Genomic DNA, 20,691 nt, shown 5'->3' on the forward strand with positions numbered 1-20,691 from the left:
CGCGCCCACGCGGCGAGGCTTATCCTTACTCCGAAGCAGGCTTGTGCTTGCTGACCTTGTAGAGGCCTTCGATCACGGCCTCCCGCTCGCCTTCCGACAGGGTCTCGCCCTGGGTCCACAGCAGGCGCATGGCGTCGAGGTGCACGTCCACCGCCGGCCAGCGCCAGCGGCCGCGCTCAGACATGGTGTCCACCAGCGTGCACATGGAGATCGCCGCGCGGTCCAGGCCCGTGTGGGAGACAAAGCCGCTGACGTCGATCAGCTTGAGAACAAGCGTGTAGAGCGCCTCGAAGTCCGCGCCCTCGCGCTCGGCGTTCGGCCCGAAGCGCGCGTCCAGCTCGACCATCACCTCACCGATCGTCTTGAGGCATTCCTCACGGAACTGCTCGACGCCGGTTTCGGCGCGTTCGATCGCCTCGCTCGCGCGGATGCCGCCGGGCCGGCGCATGACCGCGCCAAGCCGGTTTGGCACATGGAAGGTGCGCGCGACGCTCATATCGAGACCTTTGCGGGCTTCATGAAGCTGTTGATTTCATCCTGAGAAAGGTTTGCGCCGAAGGCGTCCCCCACCTCGGGCGGAAGATCGTCGTGACGGCGGCCTTCCGTGCCCGGCGGCGGACCTTCAAACTTGAAGCGCCGATCCGGGCCCATATAGGTGTCGCACTCGATGAACATCCGGTCCTCGCGCGCGATCCAGATGATGCGCTCCAGCAGAACCTTAGGCGTCAAAGGCTTGGCGACCGTGAAGGTGGCGCCGCTGTCGCGGGCCTTCAGCACCTGCGACTGGCGGGTGTGGCCGGTGATCAGGATGACCGGGGCGAAGCGGTTTGGCTCCTTCGCCTCCCGCCGCAGCCAGTGGACGAAGTCGTAGCCGTCCGGCTCAGGCATCTGAACGTCTGACAGGATGAGGTCCAGGGTCTGGCTGGCCACATGCTCCTTGGCCTGCTCGACACTCTCCGCGCGGTGCACGTTGCGCACGCCGAAGCCGTAGACCACCTGGCAAAGGATATCGAGCGACTGACCGTTGTCGTCGAGGACCAGAACCGAGGCCTGATCAAGCTGGATGCGGGTTGCGGATTGAAGGGCGGACGCGAGAGACATCCGCCTACCAGAGGTCCGGTTCGCCGGCTTCGCGTTCCCATGCGGGTTCCGACTCGGCCGTGGTCAGGCGCCCCACAAGGTCGGACAGGCCCAGGCCCTTCAGAAGCGGCTCGAGCTGCAGGCTCCATTCGCCGTTGGCGTGCTCGCTGATGCGCTCCAGCACGCAGGACAGGCCCGCGAGCCGCTGAGTCAGCTCATCCAGGGCCTGCAGCCGCGTCATGCTGGCGGCGGTCATGCCGTCCTTGGCGAGGTCTCCAGCCAGCACCTCGCACTCGCGGCAGATCGCGGCGGCCGCCGAGAGCTCGGCGGCGAGGCGGCGCGACAGCTCGCCCAGCGGCAGATGAGCCGCTTCTTCGGGCGTGAGCGGCGGCAGGGGAAGGGGCGAGCTCGACATGGCCGGGCCTTAGAAGAGTTCCAGTTCGCCGGAAGACGACGCGGGCGGCGGCGTTGCGGGACGACGGACCTCCTGCGGGGCCTGCTCGACCGCCACCAGGCGCTGACGCACCCGGCCGCTGACGGGCCAGAACTCCACGCGGCGCGCCGAAGGACCGCCGGTGCTGGAGGAGACGATCGGAATGCCTTCGTCGCGCAGGAAGCGTTCCGCGAACTCGGCGTTGCTGGCGCCCACGTCCGACAGGCCGTCGAACAGTTTGCCCCCGCCGAAGATCTTGGCTTCCAGCCGGTCGCGGCGGGCGCCCTGCTTCAGCAGGTCGTTGATCAGCAGTTCCATGGCGTAGGCGCCGAACCGTACGGAATCGCCGCCACGACCGCCGCCGTCATCCGGCAGCAGGAAGTGGTTCATGCCGCCGATCCCCGCCTGGGGATCGCGGATGCACGCGGCGATGCAGGAGCCGAGCACCGTGGTCATGACGACTCCCGGGTCGTCAGTGACGTGCTGCTCGCCCTGGGTCACATGGACCTTGCGCGTGTATTCCGGCGTTGTCGGCTCGGGCCGGCCTGGGATCATGTGAGTTGCCCGAAGACCTGTTCGATCTTCTCGCGCAGGACCTGCACGGTGAAGGGTTTGACGAGGTAGTTGTTGACCCCGAACTGCACGGCGCGCTGCACGAGCTCGCGGTCGGCGCGACCGGTCAGCATGATGAAGGCCGTCTTGCTGATCGGCGGGTGCGCACGCACCGCCCGCAGCAAGGCGAGACCGTCCATCTTCGGCATGTTGAAGTCCGAGATGATCAGATTGACCGGCTTGGCGACGACCAGCTTGAGGGCCTCTTCGCCATCGGCGGCCTCGCGGGTGTCCCGGAAGCCGATCTGCTGCAGGCCGTTGCGGACCAGAGCCCGCATGGTGAGCTGATCATCGACGACCAGGACGGAGATGGAGGATGCGCTAGGCATGGATCATCGTTTCGCAGAAGAGAGATCAAGGATGGCGGGGCCGATGGCGGACAGCGAAAGCTGCTTCTCGACGGCTCCGTTTTCGTAGGCGGCTCGCGGCATGCCATAGACCACGCAGGTGGACTCATCTTGGCCGATCGTGCGGGCGCCGGCCTGCCGCATGGCCAGAAGGCCCTGCGCGCCGTCACGGCCCATGCCGGTCAGGATGACGCCCACGGCCTTGTCGCCCATGGTCGCGGCGACGGACTTGAACATCACGTCGACCGAGGGACGGTGGCCGCTGACGGGATCGCCGTCGGTCAGGCGGCAGCGCAGGCCGGCGGAGCGGCTGATCTCCAGGTGGGTCGCCCCGCCCGGAGCCACATAGACCTTGCCCGGCTCCAGAACGTCGCCGTCGCGGGCTTCATAGACCTTGGCGTTGCAGGCTCGGCCCAAGCGCGCCGCGAAGCTGGCGGTGAACGCCGCCGGCATGTGCTGGGTGATCACGGTGGGCGGGCAATTGGCCGGGTAGTTGTTCAGCACGGTCAGCAGGGCTTCCACCCCGCCCGTAGACGAGCCAATGGCGACCAGATCGCCCGACGGCGTGAATTCCTTAGCGCGGACCGGCTTCGCCGGAGCCTTTGCGGCCACGCTCATCGTCGCGCGGACCGTGGCGCGCGCGGCGTTCTTCACCTTGGTGGCGATCTCACCGAGGCCCTCGCCGGTGGTCATGTTGCCGGTGGGCTTGCCCACGCAGTCGACAGCGCCGATCTCGAGCGCGCGCAGGGTCACGTCGGCGCCCTGCTGGGTCAGGCTGGAGACCATGACCACCGGCATCGGCCGCAGGCGCATGATCTTTTCGAGGAACTCCAGGCCGTTCATGTTCGGCATCTCGATGTCGAGGGTCACGACATCGGGATTGAGCGCCTTGATCGCGCCACGCGCCTCGAACGGGTCGCCGGCGGAGCCGACCACCTCGATCTCGGGATCGCGGCGCAGGGCGGCGGTGATCAGGCCCCGCATGGTGGCGGAGTCGTCAACGACGAGAACCTTGATGGTCATCGACGGCCTCCCACCTTGCGGTACGAGGTCAGACCGTTGCTCTCGAACGAAGTGTTGCTGGCGGGCACGCGCTCGGAATGCCCGATATAGAGCCGGCCGCCATCAGCGATCAGGGGCGCGAAGCGCGTCCAGATCCGCTCCTGGGTCGGTTCGTCGAAATAGATGACGACGTTGCGGCAAAACACGGCGTGAAACGGTCCTTTCATCGGCCATTCGCCGATCAGATTGAGCTCCTTGAAGCTGACCATGCTGCGGGCCGCGGCGCCCACGCGCCACATGCCCTTGTTGCTGGGATCACGCTCGAAGAATTGGTTGCGGACGGGCCCGGGGACCGGCTCGATCTGCGCCTCGTCGTAAACAGCGGCCTTGCCGGTCGCGACGACGTTCGAGTCGATGTCGGTAGCCAGGATCTTGATGTCGAGATTGGCCGCGTCCGGGAAGACCGACAGCACGGTCAAAGCCATGGAATACGGCTCCTGCCCCGTGGAGCAGGCGGCCGACCACAGACGCAGACGTCCGCCCCGACGGACCTCGTCCGCCATAGGCAGCAGCACCGTCTCGCGCAGGTCATCGAAATGATGCGGCTCGCGGAAGAAGCGGGTGACGTTCGTGGTCAGCGCGCGCAGCATGTTCTGCGCTTCTTCCCGGTCCTGAAGAACCATGGCGCAGTAGGCGCTGAAGCTGTCCATGCCGAGGATGCGCAGACGCTTGGCCAGCCGCGAATAGACGAGCGTGGCCTTGCTGTCGGCCAGGCTGATGCCAGCCTGGTCGTACATGATCGCTGCGATCTGTTTGAAGTCTTCCGCCGTGAAGAGGAACTCGCCCTCGACGAGGGCGGTCTTGCGGTCGACTCGCGCGGCCGGGGCCAGGGTCATGCGGCGAGCGCCTCCCGCTCGGGCAGCAGGCGGTCGAGGGAGATTTCGCTGATCATCCGGCCTTCCAGCGAGATGATGCCCCGAACGAAGCTGCGCACGCGGTCGCAGGCCACATCCGGCGTCGGCTGAACCAGGTCGTCGGTGATCGACAGGATGTCGGACACGGCGTCGACCAGTAGGCCCATCATCCGCTCCTGCACCTTCACCACGATGATCACGTGGCGGACGGTAGGTTCGGCCGAGCCGAGGCCGAGGCGCGAGGAGAGGTCCATGATCGGCAGGACGGCGCCGCGAAGGTTGATGACGCCGCGCATGTAGTTCGGCGACTGCGGCAGCGACGTCGCGGGGCTCCAGCCCCGGATTTCGCGGACGGCCATGATGTCCACGCAGTATTCTTGCTGGCCGACCCGGAAGGAGATCAGTTCGCGACGCTCGCCGACGGCGGTGGTTTGGTCGATCATGATGTCTATTCCGCTGCGATCATGGGTTCAGTGGGCTTGGGTGCGGGAGCCTCGCGACGGCGCAGGTTGATGACTGCGTCCACATCGAGGATCAGAGCGACGCGGCCGTCGCCGAGAATGGTGGCCGCCGCGACGCCTTCGACCTGCTGGTAGTTGGCCTCCAGCGACTTGATGACGACCTGGCGCTGGCCCTGGATGTTGTCGGCGACGAGCGCGGCCTTGCCGCCATCTTCGCCTTCGACCAGCAGGACGACACCGTCGGTCGGATCCGGCGCATTGGCGCGGTAGCCCATGGTGCTGCCGATATCGACCAGCGGCACGAAGCTGTCGCGCACGGCCAGGACGGCGCCCGTCGGGCCCAGGGCGCGGACTTCCTCCGGCTTGGGCCGCAGGCTTTCGACAATGGCGGCCAGCGGCACGACCAGGGTCTGGCCAGCGACCTCGACCACCATGCCGTCGAGGACGGCCAGGGTCAGAGGCAGGCTGAGGGTGAAGGTCGAACCATGACCCGGACGCGAGCTGATCGAGATGCGGCCGCCCAGGGCCTGCACCGACCGGCGCACCACGTCCATGCCCACCCCGCGGCCCGACACGTCCGACACCTTGTCGGCGGTGGAGAAGCCGGGAAGGAAGATCAGGTTGTCGATCTCTTCGTCGGTGAGCTGCAGATCGGGGGCGATCAGGCCCTTGTCGACGGCGATCTTCTGCACGCGCGGGCGGTTGATGCCGCGACCGTCGTCGGTGACTTCGATCACGATGCGGCCGCCGCGATGCAGCGCCTGCAGCTTGATGACGCCTTCAACCGGCTTGCCGACTTCGCGACGTTCGTCCGGGTTCTCAAGCCCGTGGTCGATGGCGTTGCGCAGCATGTGCGTGATCGGGTCGGACAGACGCTCGATCACGGTCTTGTCGACCTCGGTGCCCTCGCCCTCCATGACGAGGCGGACCTGCTTGCCCACCATCGAGGCGACTTCGCGGACCAGACGCGGCATGCGCTGGAACACCGACTTCACCGGCTGGGCGCGGATGGCCATGACGCTGTCCTGAATCTCGCGGGTCAGCTGCTCGAGCTCGTCGAGGCCGATGGCGAGGTTGGAGGACTGCGGAATGCCATGCTCGGCCACGCGCTGGGCGATCATGGCCTGGTTGATGACCAGCTCGGACACCAGGTCGATCAGACGGTCGATCCGCTCGGGATCGACGCGGATCACCGACTGGCCGGGACCGGGGGCTTCCAGCGGCGCCTTGGCGGGCGCGGCGGCGGTGGTCGGTTTGGCGGCGACAGCGGCGGCGGCGGCCGGCGTCATGGCGACCGGAGCGGGCGGCGGCGCGACCGGAGCAGCGGCTGCGGGTTGCGGCGCGGGCGCAGCGGTGGCGGCGCTGATCAGAGCAGCCACATCCACCTCGGGCGCGGCCACGGCCGCGGCGACGGGCTCCGGCGCGGCCTCGAGGGCCGGCGCTTCGAACGCCGGGGCGGGGGGCGCATCGCCGGCCATGAGGGGGGTGATGGTCAGGTCGCAGTCGCCATCGACGAATTCGAAGACCTCACGGACGTCGGCTTCGCTCTTGTCGGTGGTCAGCTTGACCTTGAAGGTCAGGTAGGAGGCCTCGGGATCCATATCGGCGAGGTCCGGCAGAGCGGAGTCGTCGACGGTCGTCTCGATCGGGCCCAGGCGCTCCAGCTCGCGAAGCAGAAGCAGGCTCTCATTGGCCTTCCGGTAGAGATCGGACTTCGGCTGGATCACGACCATCCAGCCCGCGGCGGCTTGCTCGTCGGCGCCGGCCTGCTCCTCGACGGAGATCGTCATCGGCGTGAAGCCGAAATCCATGTCGTCCAGCTCGGCGGCGACGCCGGCGCTCAGATCGAAATCGTCATCGCTGGCTGAGGCCGTGGCCGAAGCGGCGGCCGGCGCAGGAGCGCCGCCGTCACCGTCCCAGGCCTCCAGTTCAGCGGCCATGGCGTGCGACAGGGCTTCGTCCACGTCGCCCATGCCGCGCGCGGCGCTGACGTGGTCGGCCAGAACGTCCGAGGCGCGCAGCAGCAGCGCCACCAGATCGGGAGAAGCATCGACCTTGCCGCTGCGGACGCTGTCCAGCAGGGTTTCGAAGACGTGAGCGAAGCGGACAAGCGGATCCAGGCCGAACGCGCCGGCGCCGCCCTTGATCGAATGCACGGCCCGGAACACGGCGTTGACGGTCTCGCCGTCGCTCGTGCCGTCCTGCATGGCCAGCAGCCCGCCCTCCAGATCAGCGAGCAGCTCCTCGCATTCCTGGAAGAAGGTGACCTTGATGGCCTCTAGTTCGTCCATCCCCTACGCCCCCGAACTTTCGTTGCTTAAGCCGCGACCCGGCGGATGGCTTCGACCAGTTTGTCGGGATTGAAAGGCTTCACGATCCAGCCCGTGGCGCCGGCCGCACGGGCGCGCTCCTTCTTGGCGGGGTCGCTTTCGGTGGTCAGGACCAGGATCGGGGTGGCGCGGTGGCTGTCATCCACCCGCACGGCCTCGATGAAGCCGAAGCCGTCCAGCTTCGGCATGTTGATGTCCGTGATGATCACGTCGGGCTTGTGGGCCGACAAGACTTCGAGACCATGCTCGCCGTCGACGGCCTCGACCACGTTGAAGCCCGCGCTGGCGAGCGCCATCCGCAGCATGTCCCGCATGGTGCGGGAGTCATCGACCGTCAGGATCGTACGCGTGGTCACGTCTTAGGCTCCATGAATTGCCGTTCCGAGCGCCGCATCGGCGCCGAACAGGCGAATAGCTTCAGCGAAAGATTCAGAGGGGTTGGTTAACGAAAAGCTCTGTCCGTCGGTGCGCCAGGTTGACGCAGCCGCCATGAGCACCTGCAGGCAGAGCCCGCCCAGACGCCGGACGCCCGAGGCGTCCAGCTCCAGAGGCGAGCCCCGCTGGGCCAGGATCGAAGCCTTCAATCCAGCCGCAGCCTTGAGATCCATGGTCTCGGGAAGGGTCATCTGGGCCATAGGGCTCAGAACTCTTCCCAGCCGTCCTCAGCCGGCGCGGCGGCCAGGGCGTTGGCCCCGGACACGCCCGGGCGGGCGAAGGAGTTGAGCTTGGCGCGTTGCTCGGCGACCGGGTTGCGGGCCGGGGCATGCGTGGCCGGGTCGGCCATGGTCGGACGCGACGAGATGGCGGGAGCCCCCTCGCCGACGCGGAAGCGGCTCATCAGGCGCACCAGCTCGCCCGTCTCGCCCTTCAGCGAGTGGGTGGCGGCGGTGGATTCCTCCACCATGGCGGCGTTCTGCTGGGTGACCTGGTCCATCTGATTGACGGCGGTGTTCACCTCTTGGAGGCCGGTCGCCTGTTCGTCGGCCGAGGCCGCGATTTCGGTGACCAGGGCGTCGATCTCGCCGACCTTGGAGACGATGCGCTGCAGGGCCTCACCGGTCTGGCCGACCAGGCTCACGCCCGAACCGACCTGCTGCGACGAGGACGAGATCAGCGCCTTGATCTCCTTGGCCGCTTCGGCGGAGCGCTGGGCCAGGGCCCGCACTTCCGAGGCGACGACCGCGAAGCCCTTGCCGGCTTCACCGGCCCGGGCGGCTTCCACGCCGGCGTTCAGAGCCAGCAGGTTGGTCTGGAAGGCGATCTCGTCGATCACACCGATGATGTTGCCGATCTGGCGCGAGGAGTTCTCGATCTCGCCCATGGCCGACACCGCCTGGCGGACGACCTCGCCCGAGTGCTGGGCTTCACCGCGGGCCGTAGAGACCACGTCCGAGGCTTGCTTGGCGCCCGAGGCGGTGCGCTTGACGGTGGCGGTCAGCTCGTCGAGGGCGGCGGCGGTCTGCTCCAGAGAGGCAGCCTGCTGCTCGGTGCGGCGCGACAGGTCGTCGGAGGCGTGGGCGATTTCGTCGGCGCCGGTGCGCAGGCCGTCCGTGGAGGCCGCGATGACCTTCATGGTTTCCTGCATCTGGGTGATGGCGCCGTTGAAGTCGTCCTTCAGCTTGCGGTAGTCGCCCGGGAAGTCGGCGGTGACGCGGTAGGTCAGGTCGCCCGAAGCCAGCTTCTCCAGGCCCGAGGCCAGTTCCGACACCACGGTGGCGGCGACCTTGGCGGCTTCCGCGGCCGAGCGTTCGTTGGCGGCGCGCTCTTCGTCGGTCAGGGCGCGGGCCGCTTCCTGCTCACTGCGCATCTGCTCCAGGTTCAGCTGGTTCTGCTTGAAGACGCCCAGCGAGCCGACGATGGCGCCCAGCTCGTCCTTACGGGCGAGACGGTCGATGTCGATGCTGTTGTCACCCTTGGCCAGGGTTTCGGTGGCGCGGGCGATGTCATTGATAGCGCGTCGGGTGGCGAGCACCGAGACCAGGGCCAGACCGGCCACGGCGAGCACGGTGATGATGCTGCCGATGATGCTGATCAGCTGAGCCTGGGCCGCTTCCTTCTGCGCGGCTTCAGCGCGGGCGGCGGTCTGGGCGTTCTCCTGCTGGACGACCTTGTCCAGCATGCCGGTCATCTTCTTGTACTCTTCCTCGAAGGGAGCCACGAAGCCGACGGCCGTGCCGAAGTCCACGCCAATCATGCCGCTCACCACGTCGATGGCGCTGCGGCATTCGTCGATCGCCTTGATCAGCTTGGCGTAGTCGCCCTTCTGCGCGGGATCGGCGTTCTTCTGGAGCTCAGTGAGATCCTTCTTGATCGCGTCCATCTCGGCGAGGATGTGGTTCATGCGGTTCGCCACCTGATCGACTTCGATCTGGCCGGCCGCGTGCGTCAGGGCGAGATAGAGTTCGCCGTGGACCGCCTCGATCCGCTTGGTCAGTTGCTGGATGCGCAGGTTGTCGCGCATGTCCACGGCGACCACCTGCTGCAGCGCCGCCGATTGTTGGCGCTGAACCACGATGGAGCCAGTCGCCAGAACGGCCAGCATAAGAAGAGCGAAAGCGGGCGCGAAGCCCATCTTGACGATCAAAGGCAAGTCGACGAGCCGGAAACGCTTCATCGGTAGATCCCCTCAACGACGCGACAGTTCTTTCGCGCCCTACAGCATGGTGAGGGATAATCGGGAGATATCGTTAACAGATGCTCACTTGCCGCACCTGTTTTTTTCAAGGCTTTCGCGCCTGTATAAAGTCATCAAAAGTTATCCGGGCGACCTCCCGGCAAAAAATGCAGGAACAGGCGATTATTGCCGACCCGACTCAGGAACTTTTAACCCACGCCTCCTAGAACGGCCTCCTGGTTTAGTTCTTTCCCCCACATCAGGAGCAAGCGGGATGAAGTATCCGATCGCTATCGCCGCCGGACTGGTTGCGAGCCTCTTTGTCGCTCAGTCGACCCTCGCCGCCGGCGGCTTTGAAGAAGCCATGGGCGCATGCCTGGCCAAGCACGCCAACACGCGTGACGCCGCCCAGGTCATGCTGGAATGCAACGCTGACGGCGGCAAGCTGTCGGCCTGCAAGGTCGTCTCGGACAGCGCTGCTGGCAAGGGCTTCGACAAGGCCGCCGTCTGCATCGCCGAAAAGCTGCCGATGGCCGGCAAGACCGGCGCCGTGAAGGTTCCGTTCCGCTTCCCGGGCGGCGCGTAAGCCTGACCGCGTAAGCGTAAGCACCTGATTTGGTGACGCCGTTCTCCCGGAGAACGGCCAGCAGCCGCCCACACACCGTGGGCGGCTGTTCGCGTTAACCGCTCTTTTTAAGCTTACTCGACGCCCCTCAGCGCCCTGGACGGGCGAACGCCGCCAAGCGGGCCCGCTGTTCGGCCACGCTGTTGCGGGCCGGCGCATGCAACGCCGGATCGGCCACCATCGGACGATGGGCGACACCGGAAAGGCTGAACTTCCCGATCAAGGCCGTCAGGTCGGCCGCCTCGCTGCGCAGCGTGCGGCTGGAGGTGCTGGAGCGCTCCACCATGGCCGCGTTCTGCTGCGTCACCTGATCCATCTGGCCCACGGCCATGTTGACCTGGTTGAGGCCTGAGGCCTGTTCCTGGGCGGAGGCGGCGATCTCCCCCACCAGGCCGTCGATCTCATCCACGCGGCCGACGATGCGCTGAAGGGCTTCGCCGGTCTGGCCGACAAGGTCCACGCCCGCCTCGACCTGCTGGCTGCTGGAGGAGATCAGGGTTTTGATCTCCTTGGCGGCGTCCGCCGACCGCTGGGCCAGGGCCCGCACTTCCGAGGCGACCACCGCGAAGCCCTTGCCCGCTTCACCCGCCCGCGCGGCTTCCACCCCGGCGTTCAGCGCCAACAGGTTTGTCTGGAAGGCAATCTCATCGATGACGCCGATGATGCTGCCGATCTGGCGGGAGGAGGCCTCGATCTCGCCCATAGCGGAGACGGCCTGCTGCACGACCTCGCCCGAGCGCTCGGCCTCGCCCTTGGTGGCGCCGACGACGGCCGCGGCTTCGTTGGCGGCAGCGGCGCTGCGCTTCACCGTAGCGGTCACCTGCTCGAGGGCGGCGGCTGTTTCTTCCAGGCTGGCGGCCTGGCTTTCCGTGCGGCGGGACAGATCCTCGAGGGCCTGGGCGATCTGGTCGACGCCGGAGCGGATGCCCTGGGCCGAGCGGCCGACACCGCCCATGGCTTCACCCAAAGAGCCGACGGCGTTGTTGTAATCGTCCTTCAGCTTCTGGAATTCCGGCGAGAAGTCGGTGGACAGCCGGCCGACCAGATCGCCGGCGGCCAACATGGCCAAGGCCTCGCCCAAGGCCTCCACCACCACGGCCTGCTGCTGCTCGGCCTTCTGACGGGCCTCTTCGTGTTGGCGACGTTCTTCGTTGATGGCCGCCATATAGGTGGAGATGCCCAGCTCCATGTCGAGCATCACCGCCTTGACCAGAGCGCCCATGGCGTCTGCCGTGGCGTCCGCCTGGGCGGGTTTCGAGCCGAACAGGCCCTTGGGCCAGCGGCTCTTGATGGCCCTGCGCAGCAGTTGCTCGGCGATCAGCGAGTAGCCGCCGATGTACCAGCGCGGCTCCAGCCCGATGCGGGCGTGGGTCTGGCCGACCCGGGTGGCGTCCTTGACGTAGTGCTCATCGAAATCGGCGGCGGCGATCTTCGACCAGTGGGCCGCCTGCAGCCGCTTGGCGCCGTCGATATGGGCGTCGTCGCGGAAGAACGACTTGGTGTGCGGCTCCTGCCGCAAGCGATCATAGAACTGGTCCAGAGCGTTGCCGATTTCGGCTTGGATGACCGGCGCCAGGGAGCGCAGAGCGGAACGCGCCTTCGGGTCCAGACCGATGAAACGAGTGCGTTCGGCGATGGCTTGGGCGTCGGCCACGTCAGGTCCTTGGAAGGCTTGATTTGAGTCATCCGAAACTCAAATGAAATCCTTACTCAGGCCTTAACCATGTTCCCAAACCCCTGATTTGCTACGGGGTCGGCCCTCCTCAACGCGAGAGGAGGGCCGACCAGATCAGGCCTTGGCGAGCAAGCTCGCGCGGCGGCTGTAGAGCAGATAGACGACAACCCCGATCGCGTTCCAGATCAGGAAGCGGACTTGCGTCGAGGCCGGCAGGCTCCAGAACAGGTAGAGGCAGCCAAGGATCGCGGCCGGGGCCACGATGAACCACAGCGGGGTCTTGAACACCCGCGGGCGGTTCGGCTCACGACGGCGCAGGATGATCACCGACAGGGCCACCGCGATGAAGGCCGCCAGCGTGCCGGCGTTGGCCAGTTCAGCGATCTCCTTCAGCGGGAAGAAGCCGGCGATGGCCGCGGCGATGGCGCCGGTCAGCATGGTCATGACGACCGGGGTGCCGGTCTTCTTGTTCACGCTGGCCAGGGCGCGCGGCAGCAGGCCGTCACGCGCCATGACAAAGAAGATGCGGCTCTGGCCGTACATGAAGGCCATGATCACGGTGGGCAGGGCGATGACAGCGGCGGCGGCCACGACCTTGGCGACGCTGGGCTGGCCCAGGGTCTCCAGGATGAAGACCAGCGGGGCCTCGCTCTGGGAGAACACCTCGGCCCGGCTGGCGCCGATGGCGACGGCGGCGACCAGCATGTAGATCGCCGTGCAGGCCAGCATCGAGCCGACGATGCCGATGGTCAGGTCACGCTTCGGGTTCTTGGTCTCTTCCGCCGCGGTCGACACCGCGTCGAAGCCGTAGAAGGCGAAGAAGATCAGGGCCGCGGCGGCCATGACGCCGATCTTCTCGGTCCCGTTGGTCTGGCCCGAGAAGCCGTTCGGCATGAACGGCGTGAAGTGGCTGGCGTCAAACGTCGGCAAGGTGATCGCCACGAACGCGGCCAGGGCGACGATCTTGATCGCCACCAGCACCATGTTGATCACGGCGCTTTCCTTGGTGCCGGCCGACAGCAGGCCCGCCACCACGAAGCAGATGAACACCGCCGGCAGGTTGATGACGCCGCCCGCATGAGGGCCAGCCATCAGCTGGGCCGGGAAACCGACGCCCGACAGGAAGGGCTGCACATGCGCCGACCAGCCCACGGCCACGGCCGAGCAGACGACAGTGTATTCCAGGATCAGGCTCCACCCCACGACCCAGGCCACCAGCTCGCCCATGACGGAGTAGCTGTAGGTGTAGGCGCTGCCGGAAGCGGGGATCAGGGTCGCCATCTCGGCGTAGCAGAGCGCCGCGCAGGCGCAGATCGCGCCGGCGATGGCGAAGGACAGGATGACGGCGGGACCGGCCAGGCCCGCGCCGATGCCGGTCAGGGTGTAGATGCCCGTGCCGACGATGGCGCCGACGCCCAGGGCCACCAGGTGCGGCCAGCTCAGGGTCGGGGTCAGACGATGTTGCGCATCCACCGCGGCGAGCGCGTCGATGGATTTGCGGCGTGTGATGAAGCTCATTTCTGGGGGCGCCCCTCTTAATTTGGCGCGGACCATGGCGTGCTCGGGCCGAAATGGCAAAGCCTCCTTGCGCGGAGGCGGTGTGCAATTTTAGTCAGGCCACGAGGAAGGCGGCGGCGAGCAACGCGGCCAGACCGACGAGCGCCGTCGTGCCAACCAGGGCCGCCGCCAGACGCGGCTGCACACCGAGCAAGGCCTTGGGCCCGATCTGAGCGGAGATGGCGGCCACCCCGCCCAGCAGCAGGATCTTGGACACCGCCGCCATGGCTTCGACCAGCGGTTGCGGCAACAGGTGAAGCCCCCGCGCCAGCACAAGGGCGGCGAAACCCCAGACGAACAGCGGCGGGGCCTTCAAGGCCGGCCGCTCACCCACGGGCGCGGCGGCGAAGCGGGCCAGGAACAGGCCAACCAACACCACCGCCGGCCCCAGCCAGAGCACCCGCGCCAGCTTCGACAGGGCGGCGGCGTCCGCCGCTTCCTGCGAGACCGACTGCCCCGCCCCGGCCACCTGGGCCACGTCATGGATGGAGAGGCCGAAGAACACGCCCGCCTGGTGCGCGCTGAACCCCAACCCATGGGCTAGCAGCGGGTAGAGCAGCATAGCCACGGTCGACAGGATGTTCACCCCGACCACGACGAAGGCCGTGGTCCGCTGGATCTGCGGCGTGGAGGGCGCGGCCTGAGCCGCCGCCAAGGCCGCGGAGGCGCCGCAGATGGACACCGCGCAGGCGGCGATGGCGGCTTCCGCCAGGGGCAGGCCTAGCAGCACGCCCAGGCCGCTGCCCGCCGCCACGCCGGCCAGCACGATGGCTCCCCCCGCGATCAGGGCGGGGGCGCCCAGGGCGGCCATTTCCGCGAAGGTGATCTGGGCGCCCATCAGGGCGACGCCCAGGCGCAGGCCGGGCTTGGACCACAGGCTAAGGCCGGGAGCGAGCATGGAGCCGAGATTGGCCGCGCCCAGCGACAGGCCCAGCGCCACGGCCAGCAGCGGAGCCGGCATGTGGGTCAGGGGCGCGGCGGCTTGGGCGATGAAGGCGATGAGGCCGGCGGCGATCAGGCCGGGACCGAACCAGGCGGCCGGTGAGGACCTGTCCGCCAGGCTGGGCAGGCTCACCTTTCGGCGTCCGCGACGGCCTTTAGCGGCGCGGCGCCGTGAGAATGGGCGACGGCGTTGCGGCGGCTCATCCGGTCGTGAAGCCGCTGGACGCAGCGGCTGCCCGTGGTGGTGAACATGAACGGGAAGAGGCCGTGCAGGACGCAGGCGAGACCGGCGCCGATCATGGCGAAGCCGAAGCCGAAGGCGGTCCTCATGTGGCCGCCGTAGGTCTCGCCCACCTGGGCGGGATGACGGGTGAAGGACTCGATCATCGCTGCGGCTCCCTGAAGTTCAGGGAATCGTCGCGCGGATCCGGAGAAAACGCATTGCCGATAAGCTTTCCATCCGGTTAATCTGGAGAACATCATTCTCCATATGATCGAGTCCGGAGAAAATGGACTTCGACACCATCGACCGCCGCCTGATGGCGATTCTCCAGGAAGACGCCACCACGCCCATCGCCGAGCTGGCGGAACGGGTGGGCCTGTCGCAGACGCCGTGCTGGAAGCGCGTAAAGCGGCTGCAGGACGCGGGGGTCATCACCAAGCGCGTGGCCCTGCTGGACCGCGACGCCCTGGGCCTGGGCCTGACGGTGTTCGTAGCCATCCGCACCAACCGGCACGACGAGGAATGGCTGGAGGCCTTCGCCACCGGCGCGCGCGGCCTGCCGGAGGTGGTCGAGCTGTACCGGATGAGCGGCGAGGTCGACTATCTGATGAAGGTGATCGTCAAGGACATCGCCGCCTATGACCGCTTCTACAAACGGCTGATCGCCACCGCCCCGCTGTCGGACGTCTCATCGTCCTTCGCCATGGAGCAGATCAAGTTCACCACCGCCCTGCCGGTGCATACCGCCTAGGCGAGTGCCTTCCGCACCTCGGCGGCGATCTCGTAGGAGCGCAGGCGGGCGGCGTGATCGAACATCTGGCAGGCGACGATGATCTCGTCGACGCCGGTGCGTTGCAGGAAGCCCGACAGCCCTTCCCTCACCGTCTCCTTCGAGCCGACGAAGGAGCAACTGGTGATCTGGCGCAGGGTCGCGCGCTCCATGTCGGTGAGGCTTTCCTCGTAGCCGTCGACGGGCGGTTGGAACTTGCCCGGCCGGCCGCGGCGCAGATTGACGAAGGCCTGCTGCATCGAGCTGCTCAGGAAACGCGCCTCGGCGTCTGTCTCGGCGGCGAAGATGTTCACCCCGGCCATGACATAGGGCGCGTCGAGCTGGGCCGAGGGGCGGAAATTGCGGCGATAGAGGTCGATCGCGGTCATCAGCTCCGCCGGGGCGAAGTGCGAGGCGAAGGCGTAGGGCAGGCCCAGCATGGCCGCCAGCTGCGCGCCATAGGTGCTGGAGCCCAGCATCCAGACCGGGACGTCCAGCCCCTCGCCCGGCACGGCGATCACCGGCCGCCCTTCCTGGGCAGGCTGGAAGTAGTTCATCAGCTCGAGCACGTCGTTGGGGAACGAGTCGACGTCGCCCATCAGGTTGCGGCGCAAGGCTCGCGCCGTGGCCTGGTCCGAGCCCGGCGCGCGGCCAAGGCCCAAGTCGATGCGGCCAGGAAACAGCGAAGCCAGGGTGCCGAACTGCTCGGCGATCACCAGGGGCGCGTGGTTGGGCAGCATGATGCCCCCCGCCCCGACACGAATGGTCTTGGTCCCCGCCGCCACATGGCCGATGACCACGGCAGTCGCCGCGCTGGCCACGCCGGGCATGGAATGGTGCTCCGCCAGCCAGAAACGCTCATAACCCCACGCCTCGGCGTGACGGGCCAGATCCAGGCTGTTGCGGAACGACTGGGCGGCGTCGCCGCCTTCGACGATGGGGGAGAGGTCGAGGACCGAGAACGGGATCATCCTCGGCATATAGGAAGGGCTGGCGGAAGTTTCAGTCCACCCAGAGATCCTGAACGCCGCCCTTGCGGTTCAGCATGTGCGTGGCGCGCTTGATCACCTTGAGCAGCCGCTCGACCCGGGCGTCGCCGTCATAGGTCAGCTTGGCGCGGGCTAGCCCCTCCAGCATGAAGCGGGCGAGGTCGCGGCTGGCCTGGAAGCGCGGGCCGGCGCCGGCGTGCAGCATCTTCATGAAGTGGTCGCCGGCCTGGGCGCGGTCGAACTCCGCCTGGGCCTTGGCCACCAGCTCGGCAACGGCCGGTTCGGTGCGGCCGGCGGCCTCCATCTCCTGGAAGGCGATAAACGGCTTGGTGTGCAGCAGCTCCCAATAGGTGTCGATGGCGTGCTCGGTCACGTCCCCGCCAGCCGGCAGGGTGCGGCTGGCGGCCTCGAACAGGCGGGTGCGTTCGGTGTGGATATGCACGACCGCCGCCTCCACCAACGCCTCGCGGGTGGGGAAGTGATAGAGCATTGCGCCGCGCGTCAGACCGGACGCCTCGGCGATCGCGGCATTGGTTGCGGCATGATAGCCGATCTCGGCGATGAGGTTCATCGCACGGTCGAGAATGCGCGCCCGCGTCTTCAGCGACTTGGGCGTGTCCTTGGCGGGACGAAGCGCGACTTGATCAGCGTCCATGATTCCCTGCCATAGAGCCCCGCCTTTCGCACTGCAACAGCCCTTGCGGCGCAAGGGCGCGCCTGCCTCCTCAACAGGCGGCTGTCACGGACGCGACATGCAATCAGCCTAATCGGCGTCCCATTTATCCGGATGGGGGCTTTGGGCCATGAGTGTCGAGCAAGTCCGTCAGTACCGCAGCGTTTTTATTTCCGACATCCACCTGGGCACGCGCGGCTGCCAGGCGGAGCTGCTTCTCGATTTCATCAAGAACATCGAGTGCGAGAAACTCTATCTGGTCGGCGACATCATCGACGGCTGGAAGCTGCGCAGCGGCTGGCACTGGCCGCAGTCCCACAACGACGTGGTGCAGAAAATCCTGCGCATGGCCCGCAAGGGCTGCGAGGTGATCTACGTGCCCGGCAATCACGACGAAGGGGTGCGCGACTTCTGCGGCGTCCACTTCGGCGGGGTGGTGGTCCAGCGCGAAGCCATCCACGAGGCGGCCGACGGCAAGCGCTTCCTGGTTGTCCACGGCGACGAGTTCGACGGGGTGGTGCAGCACGCTAGGTGGCTCGCCTTTGTCGGCGATTGGTCATATAGGACCATTTTGATGCTGAACACCGTCGCAAATCGCCTCAGAAGGCGGATGGGGCTCGGCTATTGGAGCTTGTCGGCCTACCTGAAGGTCAAGGTGAAGAACGCGCTGCAGTTCATCGAGAACTTCGAAGCCGCCGTCGCCGAGGAAGCCCGGCGGCGCGGGGTCGATGGCGTGATCTGCGGCCACATCCACAAGGCCGAGATGCGCGACATCGACGGCATCCAATACATCAACGACGGCGACTGGGTCGAAAGCTGCACCGCGCTCGTGGAGCACGCGGACGGCCGCATGGAGATTCTTGAGTGGGCTAAAGAGCGTTCATGGTCGATGATCGACCGCAAGACGCCGCGCACGCCCCTGTCGCCGGTCCCGGAGACTATCGCGGCCTGATGAGAATACTGCTCGCCACCGACGCCTGGGAGCCGCAGGTCAACGGCGTCGTTCGCACCCTGACCCGCGTCATGGCGGAGCTGAAGGCCATGGGTCACGAGGTCGAGGTGGTGAGCCCCGACCAGTTCCCCACCGTCCCCATGCCCACCTATCCAGAGATCAAGCTGGCTCTGGGGGCCTATGAGCCGGTGCAGGAGAAGTTCAAGTCGTTCGAGCCGGAGGCGATCCACATCGCCACCGAAGGGCCGATCGGCCTGGCGGCGCGTCGCATCTGCCTGGAATGGCGGCTGCCCTTCACCACCAGCTATCACACGCGGTTTCCGGAATACGTCTCGGCCCGCCTGCCCCTGCCCCAGCCCTTGGCCCTGGGCGCGGGCTACGCCTACATGCGCTGGTTCCACAAGCCGTCGGGCCGCCTGATGGTGGCGACGCCCACCATGCGCGACGAGCTGGTGACCCACGGTTTCCGCAACATCTCGCCCTGGTCCCGCGGCGTGGACGTGGATGTCTTCCGCCCGCGCAAGAAGGGCGAGCCGGACGTGTTCGAGGGTCTGGCCCGACCGATCTTCCTGAACGTCGGCCGCGTGGCGGTCGAGAAGAACATCGAGGCCTTCGCGGCTCTCGACCTGCCCGGCACCAAGGTGATCGTCGGCGACGGCCCCCTGCGTGAGGAGCTGGCCGAGCAATATCCCGACGTGGTGTTCACCGGCGCCAAGTTCGGCGACGAACTGGCCCAGGCCTTCGCCTGCGCCGACGTCTTCGTCTTCCCGTCCCTGACCGACACCTTCGGCCTGGTGATTCTGGAGGCCATGGCCGCCGGCGTGCCGGTGGCCGCCTTCTCCGCCCCCGGCCCCATCGACATCATTCCGGGCTCGGGCGCGGGCGTGCTGGCCGAAGGCTTCGACGGCGATCTGCGCCAAGCCTGCCTCGACTGCCTGGAGCTGGACCGCAAGGCGGTGCGGAAGTTCGCCGAGAAGTACTCTTGGCGCGCTTGCGCCGAGGAGTTCCTGCAGAATCTTCAGCCCTATCCGGAGCCGGAGAAGACCCGCTTCTGGCGGCGGCTGCGGCGGCTCGCGCGGCTGCGCCGCGGGACCGCCAGCAAGGCGGTGGCCTAGCTCTTCGGCTTGGCCGTCCGCAGGATCAGCTTGTCGATCCGCGAGCCGTCCATATCGACGACCTCCACATCGAAGGCGCCGAGGCCCAGGACCTCGCCCTCCTGCGGAATCCGCCCCAGGCGGTCGAGCACCAGACCTGCCACGGTGTGGTAGTCGCCCTCGACCTCGAACTGCTCGCCCAGGGCTTCGTTGAGCTCCTCCAGGCCCAGACGGCCATCCACCAGCCATGAGCCGTCCTCGCGGCGGATCATGCGGCCGTCGTCGTCGTCGTGCGCTTCGGGGAAGTCGCCGGCGATCATCTCCAGCAGGTCCAGGGGCGTGATGACCCCTTGCAGGGAGCCGAACTCGTCCACCACCAACGCTAGGTGCAGCGGCGTGCTCTTGAACAGGGCCAGGGCGCGCAGCAGGGACATGCTTTCCGGAATGGCCACCGGCTGCTGCACCAGCGAGCCGATGTCGAGCTTGCCGCCCGCCAGCAGGGCGTCGGCGAGGTCCTTCTTCAGAACCACGCCCACGTCGCCGTCCAGGTCGGAGCCATGGGCCACGACGATGCGCGAATAGTTGCACTGACGGATCTCGGCCAGGGTCTCGGCCTGGGTGTCGGCCAGCGAGACCCAGAAGATGTCGCGGCGCGGCGTCATGGCCACCCGCACAGGACGGTCGCCCAGGCGCAGGACCTCCTGGATCATCGAGCGCTCTTCGGGCTCGATCAGGCCGGCGTCAGCGCCCTCGGCGAGGACGGTCTCCACCTCTTCGGAGGTGATGTTGTTGGTGCGCTCGTCCCGCACGCCCATCAGGCGCAGCACGCCCGCGGTCGACGAGGTCAGCAGGGTCACGAAGGGACGCAGGATCGAGGCCATGATCGCCAGGGACGGCGCCATGCGGCGGGCGATGGGTTCGGGGTGAATCAGGGCCAGACGCTTGGGCACCAATTCGCCGAAGATCAGCGAGACATAGGTGATGGCCACGACCACCACCCCGGTGGCGATGATCTCGGAATAGGGGCGCAGCGGCGGGAACTGCTCCAGCCACACATCGAAGGCCCCGGCGATGGTCGCCTGGCCGTAGGCGCCGGCCAGGATGCCGATCAGGGTGATGCCCACCTGCACGGCCGAGAGGAACCGCGTCGGGTTCTCGGCCATGGCCAGGGCCAGCTTGGCCCCCTTGTCGCCGCGGTCGGCCAGTGTCTGGAGGCGGGCGCGGCGGGCGGAGACCACCGCGAGTTCAGACATGGCGAAAACCCCGTTCAACAGAACGAGGAAAAGGACGATCGCGATAGCGAGTAAGATCATGGCCTCTGAAGGCAGAGCGACATCCGGCCAGGAGCGGCGGACGGACCCGACTTGTTTTCAGGGCGCGGGCGAGCCTTGCGCCACTA

23 protein-coding genes are annotated in these 20,691 nt (G+C 67.2%); 4 read left to right on the forward strand and 19 right to left on the reverse strand.

Features of this window, described 5'->3' with window-relative positions:
- Positions 1 to 25: 25 nt before the first annotated feature.
- The 12 genes from P7B02_RS05635 to P7B02_RS05690 are packed head-to-tail and all read right to left on the reverse strand — an operon-like array spanning position 26 to position 9,793.
- On the reverse strand, positions 26 to 496 hold the full coding sequence (locus P7B02_RS05635) for a chemotaxis protein CheE (protein WP_277785346.1): 471 nt from the start codon (positions 494 to 496) through the stop codon (positions 26 to 28).
- Positions 493 to 1,101 carry a response regulator gene (locus tag P7B02_RS05640; RefSeq protein WP_277785347.1) on the reverse strand — a complete coding sequence of 203 codons (609 nt, stop codon included), beginning with the start codon at positions 1,099 to 1,101 and terminating at the stop codon, positions 493 to 495. Before P7B02_RS05640 ends, P7B02_RS05635 begins: the two co-directional genes overlap by 4 nt.
- Positions 1,102 to 1,105: 4 nt before the next feature.
- Positions 1,106 to 1,495: a chemotaxis protein CheU gene (locus P7B02_RS05645; protein WP_277785348.1), complete on the reverse strand. Its 390-nt coding sequence runs from the start codon at positions 1,493 to 1,495 to the stop codon at positions 1,106 to 1,108.
- Positions 1,496 to 1,504: 9 nt separating this feature from the next.
- A complete protein-coding gene (locus tag P7B02_RS05650) occupies positions 1,505 to 2,068 on the reverse strand; it encodes a chemotaxis protein CheD (protein WP_277785349.1) in 564 nt (187 codons plus the stop codon).
- Complete coding sequence (locus P7B02_RS05655) at positions 2,065 to 2,454, reverse strand: response regulator (RefSeq protein ID WP_277785350.1); 390 nt, start codon at positions 2,452 to 2,454, stop codon at positions 2,065 to 2,067. Before P7B02_RS05655 ends, P7B02_RS05650 begins: the two co-directional genes overlap by 4 nt.
- A 3-nt stretch (positions 2,455 to 2,457) precedes the next feature.
- Complete coding sequence (locus P7B02_RS05660; RefSeq protein WP_277785351.1) at positions 2,458 to 3,495, reverse strand: protein-glutamate methylesterase/protein-glutamine glutaminase; 1,038 nt, start codon at positions 3,493 to 3,495, stop codon at positions 2,458 to 2,460.
- Positions 3,492 to 4,370, reverse strand: coding sequence for a CheR family methyltransferase (locus P7B02_RS05665; RefSeq protein ID WP_277785352.1), 879 nt, complete (start codon positions 4,368 to 4,370; stop codon positions 3,492 to 3,494). The genes P7B02_RS05660 and P7B02_RS05665 overlap by 4 nt, the downstream gene beginning before the upstream one ends.
- Positions 4,367 to 4,831 carry a chemotaxis protein CheW gene (locus P7B02_RS05670; protein ID WP_277785353.1) on the reverse strand — a complete coding sequence of 155 codons (465 nt, stop codon included), beginning with the start codon at positions 4,829 to 4,831 and terminating at the stop codon, positions 4,367 to 4,369. The genes P7B02_RS05665 and P7B02_RS05670 overlap by 4 nt, the downstream gene beginning before the upstream one ends.
- 5 nt (positions 4,832 to 4,836) lie before the next feature.
- Positions 4,837 to 7,140, reverse strand: a complete 2,304-nt coding sequence (locus P7B02_RS05675; protein WP_277785354.1) for a chemotaxis protein CheA — start codon at positions 7,138 to 7,140, stop codon at positions 4,837 to 4,839.
- A 26-nt stretch (positions 7,141 to 7,166) separates the two neighbouring features.
- Positions 7,167 to 7,535 (reverse strand): response regulator, encoded by a 369-nt coding sequence (locus P7B02_RS05680; protein ID WP_269715599.1) that lies wholly within the window; start codon positions 7,533 to 7,535, stop codon positions 7,167 to 7,169.
- 3 nt (positions 7,536 to 7,538) lie between these two features.
- Positions 7,539 to 7,814, reverse strand: a complete 276-nt coding sequence (locus P7B02_RS05685) for an STAS domain-containing protein (protein ID WP_277785355.1) — start codon at positions 7,812 to 7,814, stop codon at positions 7,539 to 7,541.
- 5 nt (positions 7,815 to 7,819) lie between these two features.
- A complete protein-coding gene (locus P7B02_RS05690) occupies positions 7,820 to 9,793 on the reverse strand; it encodes a methyl-accepting chemotaxis protein (protein ID WP_277785356.1) in 1,974 nt (657 codons plus the stop codon).
- A 274-nt stretch (positions 9,794 to 10,067) separates the two neighbouring features.
- Between P7B02_RS05690 and P7B02_RS05695 the strand changes: the two genes are divergently transcribed.
- Positions 10,068 to 10,379 (forward strand): hypothetical protein, encoded by a 312-nt coding sequence (locus tag P7B02_RS05695; RefSeq protein WP_277785357.1) that lies wholly within the window; start codon positions 10,068 to 10,070, stop codon positions 10,377 to 10,379.
- A gap of 127 nt (positions 10,380 to 10,506) precedes the next feature.
- Here P7B02_RS05695 and P7B02_RS05700 read toward each other — a convergent pair whose 3' ends face one another.
- From P7B02_RS05700 to P7B02_RS05715, 4 genes are all read right to left on the reverse strand, one after another.
- Complete coding sequence (locus P7B02_RS05700; RefSeq protein WP_277785358.1) at positions 10,507 to 12,072, reverse strand: globin-coupled sensor protein; 1,566 nt, start codon at positions 12,070 to 12,072, stop codon at positions 10,507 to 10,509.
- A gap of 135 nt (positions 12,073 to 12,207) precedes the next feature.
- Positions 12,208 to 13,611 carry an amino acid permease gene (locus P7B02_RS05705; RefSeq protein WP_277785359.1) on the reverse strand — a complete coding sequence of 468 codons (1,404 nt, stop codon included), beginning with the start codon at positions 13,609 to 13,611 and terminating at the stop codon, positions 12,208 to 12,210.
- 94 nt (positions 13,612 to 13,705) lie between these two features.
- Positions 13,706 to 14,725, reverse strand: coding sequence for a YeiH family protein (locus tag P7B02_RS05710; protein WP_277785360.1), 1,020 nt, complete (start codon positions 14,723 to 14,725; stop codon positions 13,706 to 13,708).
- Positions 14,722 to 14,979 (reverse strand): DUF6356 family protein, encoded by a 258-nt coding sequence (locus P7B02_RS05715; RefSeq protein WP_277785361.1) that lies wholly within the window; start codon positions 14,977 to 14,979, stop codon positions 14,722 to 14,724. Before P7B02_RS05715 ends, P7B02_RS05710 begins: the two co-directional genes overlap by 4 nt.
- A gap of 122 nt (positions 14,980 to 15,101) precedes the next feature.
- Here P7B02_RS05715 and P7B02_RS05720 point away from each other — a divergent pair, with 122 nt between their 5' ends.
- Positions 15,102 to 15,566, forward strand: a complete 465-nt coding sequence (locus P7B02_RS05720) for an Lrp/AsnC family transcriptional regulator (RefSeq protein WP_277785362.1) — start codon at positions 15,102 to 15,104, stop codon at positions 15,564 to 15,566.
- Here P7B02_RS05720 and P7B02_RS05725 read toward each other — a convergent pair.
- Positions 15,563 to 16,555, reverse strand: coding sequence for an LLM class flavin-dependent oxidoreductase (locus P7B02_RS05725; RefSeq protein ID WP_277785363.1), 993 nt, complete (start codon positions 16,553 to 16,555; stop codon positions 15,563 to 15,565). The two genes, P7B02_RS05720 and P7B02_RS05725, sit on opposite strands and share 4 nt — an antisense overlap.
- A 31-nt stretch (positions 16,556 to 16,586) precedes the next feature.
- On the reverse strand, positions 16,587 to 17,228 hold the full coding sequence (locus P7B02_RS05730) for a TetR/AcrR family transcriptional regulator (RefSeq protein WP_277785364.1): 642 nt from the start codon (positions 17,226 to 17,228) through the stop codon (positions 16,587 to 16,589).
- 148 nt (positions 17,229 to 17,376) lie between these two features.
- On the opposite strand from P7B02_RS05730, the gene P7B02_RS05735 reads away from it, so the two are divergent.
- Both P7B02_RS05735 and P7B02_RS05740 read left to right on the forward strand, forming a co-directional pair.
- Complete coding sequence (locus P7B02_RS05735) at positions 17,377 to 18,198, forward strand: UDP-2,3-diacylglucosamine diphosphatase (protein WP_277785365.1); 822 nt, start codon at positions 17,377 to 17,379, stop codon at positions 18,196 to 18,198.
- Entirely contained in the window at positions 18,198 to 19,313 is a 1,116-nt protein-coding gene (locus P7B02_RS05740) for a glycosyltransferase family 4 protein (RefSeq protein ID WP_277785996.1), read from the forward strand. Before P7B02_RS05735 ends, P7B02_RS05740 begins: the two co-directional genes overlap by 1 nt.
- Here the strand turns inward: P7B02_RS05740 and P7B02_RS05745 are convergent.
- Positions 19,310 to 20,605: a hemolysin family protein gene (locus P7B02_RS05745; protein ID WP_277785366.1), complete on the reverse strand. Its 1,296-nt coding sequence runs from the start codon at positions 20,603 to 20,605 to the stop codon at positions 19,310 to 19,312. The two genes, P7B02_RS05740 and P7B02_RS05745, sit on opposite strands and share 4 nt — an antisense overlap.
- Between the last annotated feature and the right edge of the window lie 86 nt (positions 20,606 to 20,691).

Origin of the sequence: Caulobacter segnis (genome assembly GCF_029543125.1) — a bacterium.
Classification (GTDB): Bacteria; Pseudomonadota; Alphaproteobacteria; order Caulobacterales; family Caulobacteraceae; genus Caulobacter; species Caulobacter segnis_D.

Excerpts from the sequence above, each read along its gene's own strand:
- P7B02_RS05745 (WP_277785366.1), bottom strand. The coding sequence starts at position 20,605 with ATGATCTTACTCGCTATCGCGATCGTCCTTTTCCTCGTTCTGTTGAAC.
- P7B02_RS05715 (WP_277785361.1), bottom strand. The coding sequence starts at position 14,979 with ATGATCGAGTCCTTCACCCGTCATCCCGCCCAGGTGGGCGAGACCTAC.
- P7B02_RS05675 (WP_277785354.1), bottom strand. The coding sequence starts at position 7,140 with ATGGACGAACTAGAGGCCATCAAGGTCACCTTCTTCCAGGAATGCGAG.
- P7B02_RS05725 (WP_277785363.1), bottom strand. The coding sequence starts at position 16,555 with ATGATCCCGTTCTCGGTCCTCGACCTCTCCCCCATCGTCGAAGGCGGC.
- P7B02_RS05670 (WP_277785353.1), bottom strand. The coding sequence starts at position 4,831 with ATGATCGACCAAACCACCGCCGTCGGCGAGCGTCGCGAACTGATCTCC.
- P7B02_RS05705 (WP_277785359.1), bottom strand. The coding sequence starts at position 13,611 with ATGAGCTTCATCACACGCCGCAAATCCATCGACGCGCTCGCCGCGGTG.
- P7B02_RS05635 (WP_277785346.1), bottom strand. The coding sequence starts at position 496 with ATGAGCGTCGCGCGCACCTTCCATGTGCCAAACCGGCTTGGCGCGGTC.
- P7B02_RS05645 (WP_277785348.1), bottom strand. The coding sequence starts at position 1,495 with ATGTCGAGCTCGCCCCTTCCCCTGCCGCCGCTCACGCCCGAAGAAGCG.
- P7B02_RS05730 (WP_277785364.1), bottom strand. The coding sequence starts at position 17,228 with ATGGACGCTGATCAAGTCGCGCTTCGTCCCGCCAAGGACACGCCCAAG.
- P7B02_RS05695 (WP_277785357.1), top strand. The coding sequence starts at position 10,068 with ATGAAGTATCCGATCGCTATCGCCGCCGGACTGGTTGCGAGCCTCTTT.
- P7B02_RS05660 (WP_277785351.1), bottom strand. The coding sequence starts at position 3,495 with ATGACCATCAAGGTTCTCGTCGTTGACGACTCCGCCACCATGCGGGGC.
- P7B02_RS05740 (WP_277785996.1), top strand. The coding sequence starts at position 18,198 with ATGAGAATACTGCTCGCCACCGACGCCTGGGAGCCGCAGGTCAACGGC.
- P7B02_RS05665 (WP_277785352.1), bottom strand. The coding sequence starts at position 4,370 with ATGACCCTGGCCCCGGCCGCGCGAGTCGACCGCAAGACCGCCCTCGTC.
- P7B02_RS05685 (WP_277785355.1), bottom strand. The coding sequence starts at position 7,814 with ATGGCCCAGATGACCCTTCCCGAGACCATGGATCTCAAGGCTGCGGCT.
- P7B02_RS05650 (WP_277785349.1), bottom strand. The coding sequence starts at position 2,068 with ATGATCCCAGGCCGGCCCGAGCCGACAACGCCGGAATACACGCGCAAG.
- P7B02_RS05735 (WP_277785365.1), top strand. The coding sequence starts at position 17,377 with ATGAGTGTCGAGCAAGTCCGTCAGTACCGCAGCGTTTTTATTTCCGAC.
- P7B02_RS05690 (WP_277785356.1), bottom strand. The coding sequence starts at position 9,793 with ATGAAGCGTTTCCGGCTCGTCGACTTGCCTTTGATCGTCAAGATGGGC.
- P7B02_RS05640 (WP_277785347.1), bottom strand. The coding sequence starts at position 1,101 with ATGTCTCTCGCGTCCGCCCTTCAATCCGCAACCCGCATCCAGCTTGAT.
- P7B02_RS05655 (WP_277785350.1), bottom strand. The coding sequence starts at position 2,454 with ATGCCTAGCGCATCCTCCATCTCCGTCCTGGTCGTCGATGATCAGCTC.
- P7B02_RS05720 (WP_277785362.1), top strand. The coding sequence starts at position 15,102 with ATGGACTTCGACACCATCGACCGCCGCCTGATGGCGATTCTCCAGGAA.